Source organism: Qipengyuania aquimaris (assembly GCF_020171965.1).
Lineage (GTDB): Bacteria > Pseudomonadota > Alphaproteobacteria > Sphingomonadales > Sphingomonadaceae > Qipengyuania > Qipengyuania aquimaris_A.
The window spans coordinates 1-14,229 of the sequence record NZ_JAIUZK010000002.1 but is presented as its reverse complement, the minus strand read 5'-3'; the positions used below and the strand labels follow the sequence as shown (position 1 = coordinate 14,229).

14 protein-coding genes are annotated in these 14,229 nt (G+C 62.8%); 7 read left to right on the top strand and 7 right to left on the bottom strand.

The features are described 5' to 3' along the window. Positions 1–483 precede the first annotated feature (483 nt). From LCM24_RS13030 to LCM24_RS07630, 6 genes are all read left to right on the top strand, one after another. On the top strand, positions 484–612 hold the full coding sequence (locus tag LCM24_RS13030) for a hypothetical protein (protein ID WP_263617978.1): 129 nt from the start codon (positions 484–486) through the stop codon (positions 610–612). A 20-nt stretch (positions 613–632) separates the two neighbouring features. Continuing rightward, entirely contained in the window at positions 633–1,169 is a 537-nt protein-coding gene (locus tag LCM24_RS07650) for a DUF2975 domain-containing protein (RefSeq protein ID WP_090477484.1), read from the top strand. Continuing rightward, a complete protein-coding gene (locus LCM24_RS07645) occupies positions 1,169–1,396 on the top strand; it encodes a helix-turn-helix domain-containing protein (RefSeq protein WP_224803498.1) in 228 nt (75 codons plus the stop codon). The genes LCM24_RS07650 and LCM24_RS07645 overlap by 1 nt, the downstream gene beginning before the upstream one ends. Before the next feature lie 278 nt (positions 1,397–1,674). Then, positions 1,675–2,190, top strand: coding sequence for a 50S ribosomal protein L10 (gene rplJ / locus LCM24_RS07640; protein WP_224803497.1), 516 nt, complete (start codon positions 1,675–1,677; stop codon positions 2,188–2,190). Between the two features lie 81 nt (positions 2,191–2,271). Then, positions 2,272–2,649, top strand: a complete 378-nt coding sequence (gene rplL, locus LCM24_RS07635; RefSeq protein ID WP_221430170.1) for a 50S ribosomal protein L7/L12 — start codon at positions 2,272–2,274, stop codon at positions 2,647–2,649. 209 nt (positions 2,650–2,858) lie between these two features. Further along, positions 2,859–3,164: a hypothetical protein gene (locus tag LCM24_RS07630; protein ID WP_224803496.1), complete on the top strand. Its 306-nt coding sequence runs from the start codon at positions 2,859–2,861 to the stop codon at positions 3,162–3,164. Positions 3,165–3,176: 12 nt separating this feature from the next. Here LCM24_RS07630 and LCM24_RS07625 read toward each other — a convergent pair whose 3' ends face one another. Continuing rightward, positions 3,177–3,719, bottom strand: coding sequence for an acyloxyacyl hydrolase (locus tag LCM24_RS07625; RefSeq protein WP_224803495.1), 543 nt, complete (start codon positions 3,717–3,719; stop codon positions 3,177–3,179). A gap of 138 nt (positions 3,720–3,857) precedes the next feature. Here LCM24_RS07625 and LCM24_RS07620 point away from each other — a divergent pair, with 138 nt between their 5' ends. Continuing rightward, positions 3,858–4,853 carry a transglutaminase-like cysteine peptidase gene (locus LCM24_RS07620; protein WP_224803494.1) on the top strand — a complete coding sequence of 332 codons (996 nt, stop codon included), beginning with the start codon at positions 3,858–3,860 and terminating at the stop codon, positions 4,851–4,853. A gap of 18 nt (positions 4,854–4,871) precedes the next feature. On the opposite strand, the gene LCM24_RS07615 is transcribed toward LCM24_RS07620, so the two are convergent. The 6 genes from LCM24_RS07615 to LCM24_RS07590 form a co-directional block, all read right to left on the bottom strand. Next, complete coding sequence (locus tag LCM24_RS07615) at positions 4,872–6,137, bottom strand: HlyD family type I secretion periplasmic adaptor subunit (RefSeq protein ID WP_224803493.1); 1,266 nt, start codon at positions 6,135–6,137, stop codon at positions 4,872–4,874. Then, complete coding sequence (locus LCM24_RS07610) at positions 6,134–7,150, bottom strand: cell wall hydrolase (protein ID WP_224803492.1); 1,017 nt, start codon at positions 7,148–7,150, stop codon at positions 6,134–6,136. The genes LCM24_RS07615 and LCM24_RS07610 overlap by 4 nt, the downstream gene beginning before the upstream one ends. Continuing rightward, positions 7,147–9,291, bottom strand: a complete 2,145-nt coding sequence (locus LCM24_RS07605) for a type I secretion system permease/ATPase (protein ID WP_224803491.1) — start codon at positions 9,289–9,291, stop codon at positions 7,147–7,149. The genes LCM24_RS07610 and LCM24_RS07605 overlap by 4 nt, the downstream gene beginning before the upstream one ends. A gap of 23 nt (positions 9,292–9,314) precedes the next feature. Next, on the bottom strand, positions 9,315–10,718 hold the full coding sequence (locus LCM24_RS07600) for a TolC family protein (RefSeq protein WP_224803490.1): 1,404 nt from the start codon (positions 10,716–10,718) through the stop codon (positions 9,315–9,317). 15 nt (positions 10,719–10,733) lie between these two features. Next, entirely contained in the window at positions 10,734–11,444 is a 711-nt protein-coding gene (locus LCM24_RS07595; RefSeq protein WP_224803489.1) for an OmpA family protein, read from the bottom strand. A gap of 34 nt (positions 11,445–11,478) precedes the next feature. Next, the coding region (locus LCM24_RS07590; protein WP_224803488.1) for an Ig-like domain-containing protein at positions 11,479–14,229 on the bottom strand (2,751 nt) is incomplete at its 5' end.

The following is a 14,229-nucleotide window of genomic DNA, read 5'->3' as shown; positions in this document are numbered from 1 at the left end:
GGTCGGGCGGCGGCTGCAGCTCTTATAGAACGTCGCGATATGGAAACGCCGCTTCCATCCTGGTTCCGATCCCCGCGCATGAATCGGACTCGCTCGAAGCGTGCGGTCGGGGGAGCATGTAGGAAGCGCGCAGGGGAAAGTCAAACGCCTGTTTGAAGGCGGCGAAGGCGCTTTGGCGATGGGGCTTTCCTACTGCCGCTCCGGCGCGCCAGACAAGCCCGGCACCAATGGTCGACCACCCCCTCTTGAAGCCCGGAAGCCCTCCCTGCCGAAAGCCATCGGTCAATCTGTCAACCAGGCCGGATCGGCCCAAGACATTGGAAAAGCGCCATTTTCGGGGATCCCGCCGAGGCGACAGTGTGTCGCCTTCGTCACCCGCGCGACTTGCCGCCCCCCAACATATCGTTTTTCGATATTATCGATTGACAATAAATGCGACTCGGCTTATTGATTATCGATATTGAAGATCAAGGAGTTCGATAAATGACCCGTTTCACCAACCACCTCGCCGCAGTGTCCGCCGCCATCGTGATCACAGTCCTGTCGCTGCAGGCAGTCACTGCCGTCCCGCTTGCCGAAACGACCGTAATGGTCGCCCCGGCCATCGCCTGAACCCGATTTAGGAAAGAGCCATGACCCAGACCCTTCCCAATGACGGCCTGCTCAAGGCAGCGCGCATCGTCACCCTGATCGCCCAGTTCTTGCTCGGCGTGGCATTCCTGGCCCTGCTGGTTGCCATCCCGATCGTCCTGATGAGCCAGGCGCATATCGTCGACGAGATGCTCCCGACTGCCACCGTGGCAGCAGGTACCGTGGCCGCCACTATCGCCGTGGTCCTGTTCATGGGCGCGATCATGGTCGCGATCGGCTTCTTCTTCCTGCGCATCCTTCGCCGGATCATCGGCTCGGTCGGGGAAGGCGATCCCTTCATTCTCGAAAACGCCGATCGCCTGCGCACGATGGGCTGGCTGGCCGTGTCGATCGAACTGCTCAAGCTGCCTGCCAGCGCCCTCGCCGTCTTCATCGCGCAGCAGGTGAAGCAGGACACCTTCACGGTCGACGTCGAACTTTCGATCACCGGCCTCTTGATTGCGCTGGTGCTCTTCATCCTTGCCCGCGTATTCCGCCACGGCGCCGCGATGCGCGAAGATCTCGAAGGGACCGTGTGATGCCAGCCGAAGACGAAGGAGCCACCATCATGGTCAAACTCGACGACCTCCTGCACGACCGCCGCATGACGCTGACCGAATTGGCGGAACGCGTCGGCCTCACCCTTGCCAACCTCTCCATCCTGAAGACCGGCAAGGCCAAGGCAATCCGTTTCTCGACGCTGGCGGCCATTTGCCGGGAACTGGATTGCCAGCCGGGCGACCTGCTTTCCTACGAGAATGCTTGACTCAGCCCACGAAATCCTTAGAGGCCCGCCGCGAAGGCGGGTCTCTTTGTATTCGCCCTCATCCGTCCGAGACAGTTGGTGACCGGGATTTGCCGGTCTTAATTTCCAGCCTAGACGGGGAAAAGAGATTTTCCGGCAGGCTTGATGCCCGCCGTTTCGCGCCAGATGGCGCACTCCTTCCCCCATCAACGGACTCGCCCGTGTTGTTTCGACAGCATGGACAAACGTAGCCGATCCCGGCGGAGCCATCCGGCGGGGTCATAGTGAAGGAGTATGGCATGGATCGTTCGCAGAAAGCCGATTCGGTCGCCCAGCTCACTGAAGTCTTCAACCAGGCAGGCGTGGTCGTCGTGACCCGCAACCTGGGCCTTACGGTCGACCAGTCGACCGAACTGCGTACGAAGATGCGTGAAGCCGGTGCGTCCTACAAGGTTGCGAAGAACCGTCTCGCCAAGCTCGCCCTGAAGGACACCGACTACGCAGGAATCGATGAATTCCTGTCCGGTCCGACCGCCCTCGGTTATTCCGAGGATCCGGTTGCTGCAGCCAAGGCTGTGGTGGAATTCGCCAAGACGACCGACAAGCTCGAAATCGTCGGCGGTTCGATGGGCGCGCAGAAGCTCGACGAAGCAGGGGTCAAGGCACTCGCCTCGATGCCGAGCCTCGACGAACTTCGCGGCAAGATCGTGGGTCTCGTCAACGCACCGGCAACCAAGGTTGCCCAGGTCGTCAACGCACCCGCAGCCAAGCTCGCACGTGTCTTCGGCGCATATGCCGCCAAGGAAGCCGCGTAAGAGCTGGTTCGACGCACGAACACATATTCATCGGGGCAGAAGCCTACGGGCACCCCGGCCTATTTATTGGAGTGAAACATCATGGCTGATATCGCCAAGCTTGTTGAAGAACTGTCGAAGCTGACTGTCATGGAAGCCGCTGAGCTTGCCAAGGCACTTGAAGAGGAGTGGGGCGTGAGCGCCGCTGCTGCTGTTGCTGTTGCTGGCCCGGCCGGCGGCGGTGACGCGGGTGCCGCTGCTGAAGAAAAGGACGAATTCGACGTCGTCCTCACCGGCGACGGTGGCAAGAAGATCCAGGTCATCAAGGAAGTCCGTGCCATCACGGGTCTTGGCCTGACCGAAGCAAAGGCCCTCGTCGAAGGCGCGCCGAAGCCGCTCAAGGAAGGCGTTGCCAAGGCAGAAGCCGAAGAAATCAAGGGCAAGATCGAAGCAGCCGGCGGTACCGTCGAGCTCAAGTAAGCTTCGTTCAGCTTTCGCTGATTTTGAAGAAGGGCGGTGCCGCAAGGCGCCGCCCTTTTTTGCGCCCGCCACCATTCTTGATCCCCGGGGATCCCTCTTGCGGGAGCGCTTGCCTCACCCCTCGAAAATAGGGTTCGAAAAAGATAGCGATTGGTCTTGCACCGCGGACACCGCCCTCTTAATGGCGCCCTCCCACAGGGGTCGTATACATGTTAGATTTGATTGGTTTTTTCGCGCTGTACGGCGCGCTGTGTTTTGTCGTCTCCGCGGTTCTGGTCAGGTTTGTGCCGGACTCGGTGTCGGCGCGGATCATTCGCAAGTGGCTCTCGGCGATGCTGGCGCTCCCCGTCTTATTGATCGTGGACGCGTTTGCATTCGCCGCAAGTCTATCCGCCGCGGCCATGCGTGGGCTACGGCGTCTCTTCGAAGTCATATCCGGACGCAAGCTGCGGTCGCGATCCTCGATGTATTTCAGCTACGGCTCGCAACCCCGACAGCGTCGTCGCCGGACCTGATCGCCGAGGATACTACATTCGGTAATTCAGCCTCAGCCCCATCATGTCGATGCCAGGGTTCTGTTCGGAATTGAACAGGCGCGCATTGCTGATGTGGACCCAGCTAGCCTCGAGAGACCAGCGTGGGTGGAGGTCCACACCGATCGCGAGCTCCGGTTCGAACAGGACGCGGCTACCGAGATCGGTCCGCATCCCGGTTGCAGGGTCGACCCGCAGATCGGGTGCGTCATGGATCACGAGGCCCACGCCGGGACGCAGGTAGAGCTTGCCGATCTCCGCCTTCCAACTCACGCCAACGCCGGCAAAATTCGTGTCGCCGCCTGAATTGACCGAGCCAAATACATAGGGCTGCGGGCCACCGACGCTCTCCAGACCAGCGATCGGATCGAAGCGATATCCGACCTGCAGGTCCGCCCCGCCCTCGCCCGTGTCGAATGTGAACGGCGTATCGACGCCATGCGCATAGACGCCGCCATAAACCTCGTCGGCATGGGCAGTTGCCGGAAGGCCGAAAGCCAGGGTCGCGGCCAGCAGGGCCGTTAGTCGAAGGCGCATCGCAAGTCCTCAATGGTCAGGAATGACGCGAAGCTAGAAGGTGAAGCCTTTCCGCTGGCTGAAGCGCCAGAAATGTTTGCGCGGCATTAACCAGACTGCGAAACCTCGTCTTGACGGCGACGCTTTAGCTGGGAGGGCATGGTCAATGCGCCCACCCTGCCCCGCCGTTCACGATCCGGCATAACCCTCGCCCTCGCTGGCGCAGGGTTCGCGGCAGTGCTGGCGATGCCCGCGCAGGCAGCCAGCCCGCAGGTCCTCCTCGCAGCTGCTCCCGGTGTCGCCGGTGCAGCCGATTGCGACGCGGTCCAGCCCGGCGCCGCGGCACGATCGGGCGCGACACTTTCGCGGCAGAGCAAGACGGCGGCCATCCTCGGCCAGGCGAGCGCTCTCGACGCTATTCGCGCACAGCAGGAAGGCCAGGAAGACCATCCGTTGTTTGCGGGCTCTCCAGCCAAGCCGCTCGAACCGGCTGCCGGCCCCGCACCGGCGAGGCAGGCAGGCTGCGGCGTGTCGAGCCCCTTCGCCGCGCGTGCCGTATTCGATCCGGTCCAGCCATTGTCCTTCATTCCGCGTCGCACCGCCCAACCGCCGATGGCAGCCGCCCCGGTGGTTGGTGGCGGCGCAGACCGCATACTTGGCAGCAAGCTGGTTCCGGTCGGCTCGACAAGCTTCGACAGCGCCTTTGCCCGCGTCAGCCGCACGCGCACCAACCTTGGCCCGACGCTCGCCGCTATCGGCGCGCCGCGTGTCGACCAGAACGCGCTGGTCGCCTCGGTCAACCGCTGGGTCAATCGCAGCATTACTCATGCCGAAGACCGCGACCTGTTCGGCCGCGCCGACTATTGGGCCGATGCCGGAACCACGCTGCGCCTCGGCAAAGGTGATTGCGAGGATTTCGCGCTCCTCAAGATGGAATTGCTCGCCGCTGCCGGCATTTCGCGCGACGACATGATCCTGACGCTGGCGCGCGACCTTATTCGCCGCCGCGATCACGCCGTGCTGCTGGTCAAGACCGATGCAGGCTATCTCATGCTCGATAATGTCGGCGACGCGCCGCTCGATGCCCGCGCCGACCACGGTTATCGCCCGGTCATGAGCCTTGGCGCCAAGCAGAGCTGGCTACACGGATACTGAGTTCGTGGCAGAGCGCGCTCAGCGCTCGGTCATCGCCCTGTCGAAAGCGCGGTTTACCGGCTTGAACAGATAGGACAGTACGCTGCGGCGAGCCGTCAGGATTTCGACATCGCAGATCATGCCCGGCACGATCGGCAGGCGAACGCCGCCCTTCTCGATAAAGGCACGATCCGTTTCGATCACGACCGCATAATAGGCTTCACGCTCGACCTCGTCGAAAATGCTGTCCGCGCTGACCTGCGCGACGCGACCCTTGATGCCCCCATAGATCGAGAAGTCATAGGCGGTCACCTTCACGTTTGCATCGTCGCCGACCTTCACGAATGCGCGGTCGCTTGGCGAGATGCGCGCCTCGATGAGCAGCTTGTCGCCCACCGGCACGATCTGCATGATCTGTTCGCCCGCACCCACGAAACCGCCCTGCGTCGTGACCTGCAAATCGTTGACGATGCCGTCCGACGGGGCACGCAGTTCGTTGCGGTCGCGCCGTGCAGAGGCACCGCGAATGCTCTCTTCGTTGACTGCGATGCGTGTCGCGACTTCGCTGCGCTCGGCCAGCGCCTGCTGCCGGAAATCGGCACGTGCCTGGCTGAGATCGGCTTGCGCCTGGCTGATGGCGGCCGAAGCCCTGCCCGCTGCTTGCCGAGCGGCCGCGAGCCGGCCCTGCAGGTCGACGACCTCTCGCTGGGCCGTTAGCAGGTCGGTCTGCGGAACGATGTTCTGTGCTGCGAGCGGGCGCAGCATTTCGACCTGCTCGCGCGCAAGGCGAAGGCTGCTTTCAAGGCTTTGAGCGGTCGCTTGCGCTTCCGACAAATCGCGGCGGCGCTGTTCCACCGCCGAAGCCAAGGAACTCTCACGTGCACGCGCGGTTGCCCGCCGCGCCTGTGCAAGCCGCGCTTCTTCTGCGCATGCCGTTCCCGGCTCGCATCCGATCTGACCTCCCGATGCCTCTGAATCCAGGCGCCGTGCGCGGGCGGCAAGGCGTTCGTTCTCTGTCTGGAGCTCGCCCAGGGCAGCAGACGACTGCGTATCGTCGAGGCGAACCAGCAAGTCGCCTTTCTTGACGCTCTGCCCGTTGCGCACGAGGATTTCCGACACCACCGCAGGCTCTGCCGGCTGGACCAGCTGCGCCTTGCTCGACGGGATGACCTTCCCCGTCCCGCGCGTGATCTGATCGACCTGCGCAAATGCGGCCCAGGCAAACAGCAGCGCGATGCCTACAGCTGCAATAACGATCAGGCGTTGTGCGGCGGGCATCGTACGCCAGCTTGCACCCAGCCTCATGGCGTCGCTCCTTCGGAACCGGTCTCTTCGTGAACAGCCTCGCCCTGCTCGCTCAAAGTCGAGCGATAGCCGGCGCTGGCGGCGACCGGGTCGGGGATGGACAGCCGCCATGTTTTCGTCGTGTCGATACGTCCACCGACATCGGCTGCGGCATGGCGGTCCTTCACGTCAGGCGCCACGGTTAGCCCGGGCGTAAAGGTCTCTTCGATCACCGCTTCCTCTTCCGCCTGTGCGGCAAGGCGGAACCGGTTGAAATCCACCTGCGGGAGGTACTCGCTTCCGCCCCAGCCACGATAGAAGCTCGCGGCCCGACCCGGCGAGCCGGGGAAGCGGTAAAAAATATGCCGGCCGATCTGGGTGATCTTGCCCAGCGTATAGGCCCATTTCGGCACCACGTAATCAGCGTGGTAGTGCGTCGCAGTGCCGACATCAGCCACGACGTGTCCGGCCAGCGCGTCTTTCGCCACCGCCTTTGCCTGCTTCCAGAGATTTGCCTGCGGCGTACGCATCAAAGCACCGTCGCAAGTGAAGCTGAACTGGCAGACGGGCCGGTTGTAGCCCTGGTAGACGACACCGCAGACGGTGTTCGGATAGGCCGGATGCCGGACGCGGTTCAACACAACCTGGGCAACGGCACGCTGACCCTTTTCCGGTTCGAGGGCAGCCTCGTAATAGACAGCCTGTGCGAGGCACTGGTTGGCCGTCTTGTAGGATGCGGAGCCCAGCGGAATGCCGGCGAAACCACGCGCAGTTTCCAGCCGCGCCTTCATCTTGGGAATGGCGAGATTGCGGCTCTGCGCATCGACGATCTGGGCCGCGCCCAATTCATCGATCTCGACCGTGCCCGTCGTCATTTCCGAGATGTCGCGCTGGAGCGACGGGGCGAGCTTCGCCATCGCCTGGGCCGAATTTGCAGGCGCCAGCAGGGACGAGGTGCCGACAAGCAGGCTGGCCAGCGCCAGAAAAGCAAGTGCACCGAACCGGCGGGCGCGGGTAACGGTTGCAGCGGTCATGATGCTGCTCCCTTCGCTGCGCCAGCCTTGGCCAGGACTTCGGCCACCGGACCATCTGCCGCCACGCGGCCGCGATCCAGGACGATCAGGCGGTCGCAGATCGAAAACAGTGCCGGGCGGTGGGTCGCGATGACGAGCGTCTGTTTTGCATCGAGCGAATTGCCCAGACGATCGACGAACATCTTCTCCGTATCGCTGTCCATCGCCCCTGTCGGCTCGTCCAGGAACAACAGCTCGCGCGGAGCGACCATGGCGCGGGTAAGCGCAAGGAAGCTACGCTGGCCGCCCGAAAGCTGCCTGCCGTCTTCGCCGACCGCACGGTCGAAGCCGCCGCTGTCGCGCGACAGGAAGAAGTCCGCGCCTGTTGCGCGCATCGCTGCCTGCAGATCCTCTTCGGAAATTCCCATCCGGCCCAGCGTCAGGTTGTCACGCACGGAACCGGAGAACAGCGCTGCGTCCTGCCCGACGAAGCCGAGCGCGTCGCGCAATTGCTGCGGACGATACTGGTGCACGTCGATACCGTTCACCAGCATGGCGCCACCGGTCGGCCGGTAGAGGCCGCACAGCAGACGGCCCAAAGTGGATTTGCCCGATGCGACCCGTCCGACCAGCGCCACGCGCTCGCCCGGTTCGATCGTCAGGTTGAGGCCGGAGAGCGCTGGCTGCGCATTCTCGTCATAGGCAAATTCGGCATTGTGAAATTCGATGCGCGGATTGCGGATTGCTGCCGGGGCCACGCTGGCGCCGAGACGACGCTCGTCCTCGCCCTCGAACAGGCGCTCGATACTGCCGAGCGTTTCCTGGGCCTGCCGCCCCCGCGTCAGCAGGAAGGCGATTTGCCCGGCGGGCGCAAGCGAGCGCGAGGCCAGCATCACGATGGCAATGATCGCGCCCATGGTGATCTGGCCGGAAGCGAAAAGGTAGTATCCGCCGATGATCAGCGACACGGTCGAAACCTGCTGGAAAACCTGGGCGAGGCCCACTGCCAGCGAGTTGATCGACCGCAGGCGCAGTTGGGAATGGCCGCCGATCTCGGCCAGCTGGTGCCAGCGCGACAGCATGCCGCCTTCGCCGCCCATTGCCTTGAGCGTTTCGGCGCCCGTCAACGATTCGACCAGCAGGGTCTGCTGCAGACCGTAATCGGCCTGCGCGTCCTGCGATGCCTCGACAACCTTCTTCTGGAGAACATATCCGGCGATCATCATCGCGGCGATGATCGTCAGCGGCACAAGTGCAAGCCAGCCGGCGATGATTGCGATGACCCCTACGAAAACAAGGAGGAACGCGACATCGACCACCAGGACGACCGAGGTCGAGGCGAAGAAATCGCGCACCACGGCGTATTCCGCCACCCGTGCGGCGAGTGAGCCGGTATGTCCCTTGCGTTCCGACAGGGGCACGGCAAGCAGGCGCGAAAAGATTTTCTGGCTGAGCTTGAGGTCGAGCCGCTGGGCAATTTCGTCGACGATGGAGGTGCGTGCGCGGCGCAAGGCGAATTCGAGAACGAAGGCCAGGACCACGCCCGTACCGAGAACCCAGAGCGTTTCCTGCGCCTGGTTCGGGATTACGCGGTCATACACGTTCATCGTGAAGATCGGCAGCGCGACGGCTAGCAGGTTGATCAGCAGCGAGGCCAATAACACCGGCATGAACGACCGGCGTTCGCGGCGCAATTCGCCCCAGAACCAGTGCTGGCGCGCCTTGGCGTGCCATGGCGCCTCGTCGGTGCGCATCTTGTCCGGATCGCCATGGATCGGGATAAGCGTTCCTGCAAAAGCTTCCGCGATACCGTCACGCGCTTCCCAGATTTCGCTGCCGGACTCAGGGCGCCAGACGAGGAGTTCGTCGCCCTGCATGTCGAGCAGGAGGACATACTGCCGCTCTCCCAGCGCGACGATGGCGGGAAGATCCTTGGCCGTCGACGGCAGCTTGCGCCGCTTCTCGATATCGTAATTCAGGCCGGCAAGCTCGAGCGCGGCCGCAGCCTGGTGGAGCGGAAGCAATCCGTCACGGTTGCGCGGCAGTTGCGCCAACAGGTCGCGTGCGAACGGCAGCCCGTAGCGACGGGCTCCTTCCGCAACGCACTCGACGAGCGGATCAAGGACCCGCCCGTCGATCTGTTCTGAAACCGTTTGTTCCATGGCCTCCACGAGCCCCTAGCGTGTCAATCTCCGTCGACGCGCCTTTGCAGCTCGGCCTCTACCGGCGGACCGTAGTCGAACCGCTGGCGTTCCTGCTCCATCGCACCGGCACCCGGTGCAATGCTCAACGCGTCTAGGAACTGGTTTGTAGCAGCTAACGTCTGGTACTGCGCAAACAATTGCGAGAAGCGTGCCGTTTCGAGACGTACCTGGGTGTTAAACCTAGTATTCTGCGCATCCAGCACATCGAGCAGCGAACGGCGGCCGATGTTGAACTGGCTGCGATAGGACAGCAGCAGGTCATCGCTCACCTGGCTCTGGCGTGCGAGCTGTTCGGTCACGCGGCGCTGCGTGTAAAGCTGCTGCCACGCAAGGCGGACGTCTTCCTCCGCTTCACGCTGGCGGTCATGCAGCGCATAGCGTGCAAGGCTCGCCTGGCGGATGTTTTCCTGCAGCTTGGCACGATTGATCCCGCCATCGAAGACATCCCAGCGCAGCACTACGCGTGCCTGGATATCGTTCGTTTCACCGCGGAAGCCGTCGATGTCTTCACCGACACGGCCACGCGCTTCGAGGCCGATCGTGGGCCACAGGTCGCCTTCTGCTGAATCGACGAGGGCGTTTGCAGCATCGACATCGGCTTGGGCTTCACGCACCAGCGGGTTGTTGATCCGTGCAAGGCCGATTGCGCTGGGCAGATCCGGCGGCATCGCGCTGGCAAGGTTCGGCGGCAGGGTTGCCGACGAAACGTCGAGCCCGGTCAGGCGGCGCAGCGAGATGTAGGCATTTTCGAGCTCGAGGCTCGCCTCTTCGCTACGGACCAGGGCCGACTGCAGACGCTCTTCAGCCTGTTGCTGGTCGGCAATCGAGATCGAACCTTCGTCGACACCGCGAGAAAGGTCGGTCACCAGCGACTGGTGGAACGATGCGTTGTCCCGCGCAGCGGCAACGACGCGCTGCTGGAGCAGGACGTCGAGGTACTGGCGAGCGATCTGCAAGGCGATGAACTCGGAGCGTTCAAGCACCCGCAGCGAAGCACCGTCGACACGGGCTGCCTGGCGCAGAAGCTCTCCGCGGCGGCGACCGAAGTCGAATACGGTCCATTCGCCGGTGATCCCGGCCTCGAGCGGATAAAGCTCTTCGTCGGAAATGCCGAGCGTGCGACGTGTGTTGTTCTCAAGCCGGCGGATGCCCGCACTCGCTTCGATGTTCACACGCGGCAGGAACAGGCCCTGCGCCTGGCGACGTTCGAATTCGATTGCCTCCTTGTTGTATTGCGCCTGCAGGATCTGCGGGTTCGACTGCATCGCAATCGTGATCGCTTCCTGCATGGTGACGGCTTCGGTCGCAGCATCCTGCGCCATGGCTGCCGGAGCTGCGCCTGCAAGCAGGAGCGCTGCGGTCATTGCTAGGGTTGTCGTACGCATTATTCGTCCCCCCTCTTATTCGCTGACCTGGATTTCGACGCGGCGGTTCTGCAACTCGCGCACGCCATCGGCAGTCGGCACACGCGGCGATTCCTCGCCCTGTGCCTGGGTCGTGATGCTGGAAGCCGGAATACCGCGGCTTGCCATCAGGTTCGCCACCGCTTCGGCGCGGCGCTGCGAAAGACCTTCGTTATAGGCGTTGCTACCGGCGCGATCGGTATGGCCGATCACGGTGAAGCTGTTCCAGTCGCAGGCGGGTGCATTCTCGACGACGTACTGGACGGTCTCGACGGCATCCTGCTGCGGGGTGGCGGAATCGAACTCGAAGAAGATCAGGCCCGGTGCTTCGCGGTTGCACACTTCCGGCGCCGGTTCGGGCGTCGGCAGCGGTGCCGGCTCGACGCGCGGGCGCGGGGCACGCTGCATCATGTCGTAAGCCAGAGCGCATCGCGACAGGCTTACCTCGTCGCGGGTGCTGGACTTGAGATAGCCGAGAGCAATGCCACACTGGGCCTTGGTTTCGCTGGCCCAGATGTAGCGCGGGTCGTTGGCGGCCACGACCGAATTGTCATTCGTCATCGCCAGACCTGCGTCGTAGCGCCGCTGCACTTCGGAGCGGAGCTCGTCCATGCCGAGCGCCATCAGGTCATCCTGCGCGAAAGCCGCGGAGGGCGTCAGCCCGACCGCAGCTCCTGCCAGCGTGAATACCGCTGTTATTTTCTTCATTGCAAGTTCCCCTGTTGCAGAGTTTCCTGAGTTATCATGCTGCCGTCCCGGCAAGGGCGGCATCATCGAGCTGGTCGACCGTCAGGCCGTTTGCCAGCGATTGAGCGAGGCCCGGCTGGACCATCGTGTCGAGCAACCCTTCGGTCGGGACGATCGACTGCCAGCCGTCGCCCTCTATGGCGCTTTCACTCGCGAAATGCGTAACCAGTGCGTCAACGCCGGCTTCAGCAGCGATGTCTTCGATCGCTTCACCGATTGCCAGCTTGGCATCCATCGCGCCATTTGCATTGGCGATTTCCGGCGCTTCGATGAGCAGCAGGGCTTCCATCGTTGCGCTTGCATCGCCGGTTGCCATGTCGAGCCCGCCGAATGCGTCGTTCGCAGCGAAGGTCCCGGCTTCGGGCGCGTCGAAAGCCGAATAGTCGATACCCATCTCCGGAGCGTCGAAGCCGAATACCGGAGTTGTATCGCCAATCGCGGAACCGCCGCCGAGGATATTGGCCTCGGAAGGAGCGATCTGGGCCGAGGCGAGATCGAAATCGGCTTCCTGGACGAAGTCCTGCGTGAACCCGCTTTCATCACCGGACAGTTTCAGCGCCCCGTCCATTTCCATGAAGGAGTAGGTCGAAGTCGAACCATCCCCCGGGCTATGGGACGAGTACGAGTCGGTTCCGCCGGTATCGCCCATCATGAAGGCGGACGCAGCTGCGGCGATCATGGTCGTTTCCATGGTGCGGGCGCTGCTGGCCGTCGTGGTGGCAGAAGCCGAGCCGACCGGATCGATAACAACCTCGATTGCATCCGTTACGATCACTTCGTCGAGATCCTCGTCGATGACCTTCAGGTCGAAGGACGTCGAAACGGGGTTCCCTTCTTCGGTTTCCGTGATCCGCAGGTCGGTGAGCGAGAACTTGCCGTCCGCGCCGGTACCGGCGTTGGTGATCTGGATGTTGTTGAAACCATCATCGGTAAAGGCCACGATGCTGAATTGCTCATTCACATCCTGGATCAGTGCCGTGTTGGTCTCCCAAACGATATCGAGACCGGTAAAATTGAAGTTGCTCACGTTGCCGTCGGCGCGATCGAACGAGCCCACGAGATTGCCCGAAGCGTCGTACACGTCGACGCGGGTGATCTCGTCGATCGAGTCCGACCCGTTATAGGTGGGCGCGGTCTGGTTCGTCCCCCCGTCGTTATCGGCATCATAGGCCGTGAGTCGGACATCCGCCGTGGTGCCGCCGGAGATCTGGTCGAGCGTGAAGCGGAAGCCGTTCACGTTCGACAGTGAATCCATCGTGTAGGCCTCGGGAGCCGGGCCACCGCTCAGGTCGACGCCGGTGAATTGTCCGAAGTGGATGTTGAGACCGGCATCGGGATTCTGGATATCGATGAACTGGCCATCCACGCCGACGTCATCGGTATCGCTGTTGACGGATCCTGCATTGATCGGGGTGAAGAGCAATTCGATGCTGCCGGTTTCGGCACTGTCGATGATCTTAAACGGCGGGTTGCCCGCCTGGCCACCCGATAGGTCGCTGAACTTGGTACCGGAGCCGTTGTCGACCGGTTCGATCAGGGTGAAGGTGTATTCCGCACTACCCTGATTGAGCTCGACCGTGAACACCAGCGTACCGCCCGTTCCGTCGGGTGCTGCGCCGGCCCGGCCTTCGATCGTGGTGCCATCGGAAGACACGTAGAGGAGCACGTCCGCACCCTGGTAGTCGAGACCGGAATCGTCTTCATTGGAATGGTTGAAGACGATGTCGCCCGGCTGGTCCGCGCCGATATTGTTCACCACTTCGCCATCGACATCGAGGTCACGCGTTGCGGCACCCGGCGTGTTGGTGAAGCCGGTGAGAATATCGACCGGATCGATCGCGACAGGGATGTCGTCGACTATGGAGATGACGATCTGCCCCGGGGTTGCGTCGCTGTCGCCTGTGGCGTCGGTGACGCTCATGGTGATGGTGTCGCTCAGCGGGTTCACCTCGCCCTGGCCCGTATGGGTCAGCGCTGCAGAGAGCGTGTAGGTGTACTGGTAGGTGAAAGTGCCATCGCCGTTGTCGACGATATTCGTGATCTCGATCACGCCCTTGGTCGTCGTCAGCGTGTCGCCGATGGCCGGATCGGTCAGCGTGTTGCCGTTGTCCGCTTCCAGCGTGAAGGTGACGTTTTCGCCATTGGTATCGACATCGAAGCTGCCTGCAGCAGTCTCGCTGTTCGCACCATGCTGGACGCCGTCCGCAAGACCGTCTTCATAGACCGTCAGCGCATCGCCCGTGATGTCGGGAGCGTTGGGATCCTGGTTCAGCGTGATGACCAGCTCTGCCAGGTCCGTATCGCCGTCGGCGTCGGTGATCTGGTAGGTGAAGGTATCGCTCGTGACCCCCGAGGGGATCGAGGCGGTCGTCAGCGTATAGGTATAGCTGCCGTCCGGATTGATCGTCAGGTCGCCATAGGCGCTCGAGACCGTCACTGCGCCGCCAACTGCCGTCAGCGCGCCTGCATCGCCTTCTTCACCGGTGCGTACACCGGTAACCTCGATACCCGACTTGCCATCGGTATCCGCGCCAAGCTCGTCCGGATTGTCGCCCACGCCAGCACCGTCATAGACGTTGCCGGTCGTGAAATTGTCCAGACCTTCGACGACGCTGTTCGTGTCGTCTTCGGCGACCGGGATGTCATCGACGATGGAGATGACGATCTGGCCCGGGGTTGCGTCGCTGTCGCCGGTGGCGTCGGTGACGCTCATGGTGATCGTGTCGCTCAGCGGGTTCACCTCGCC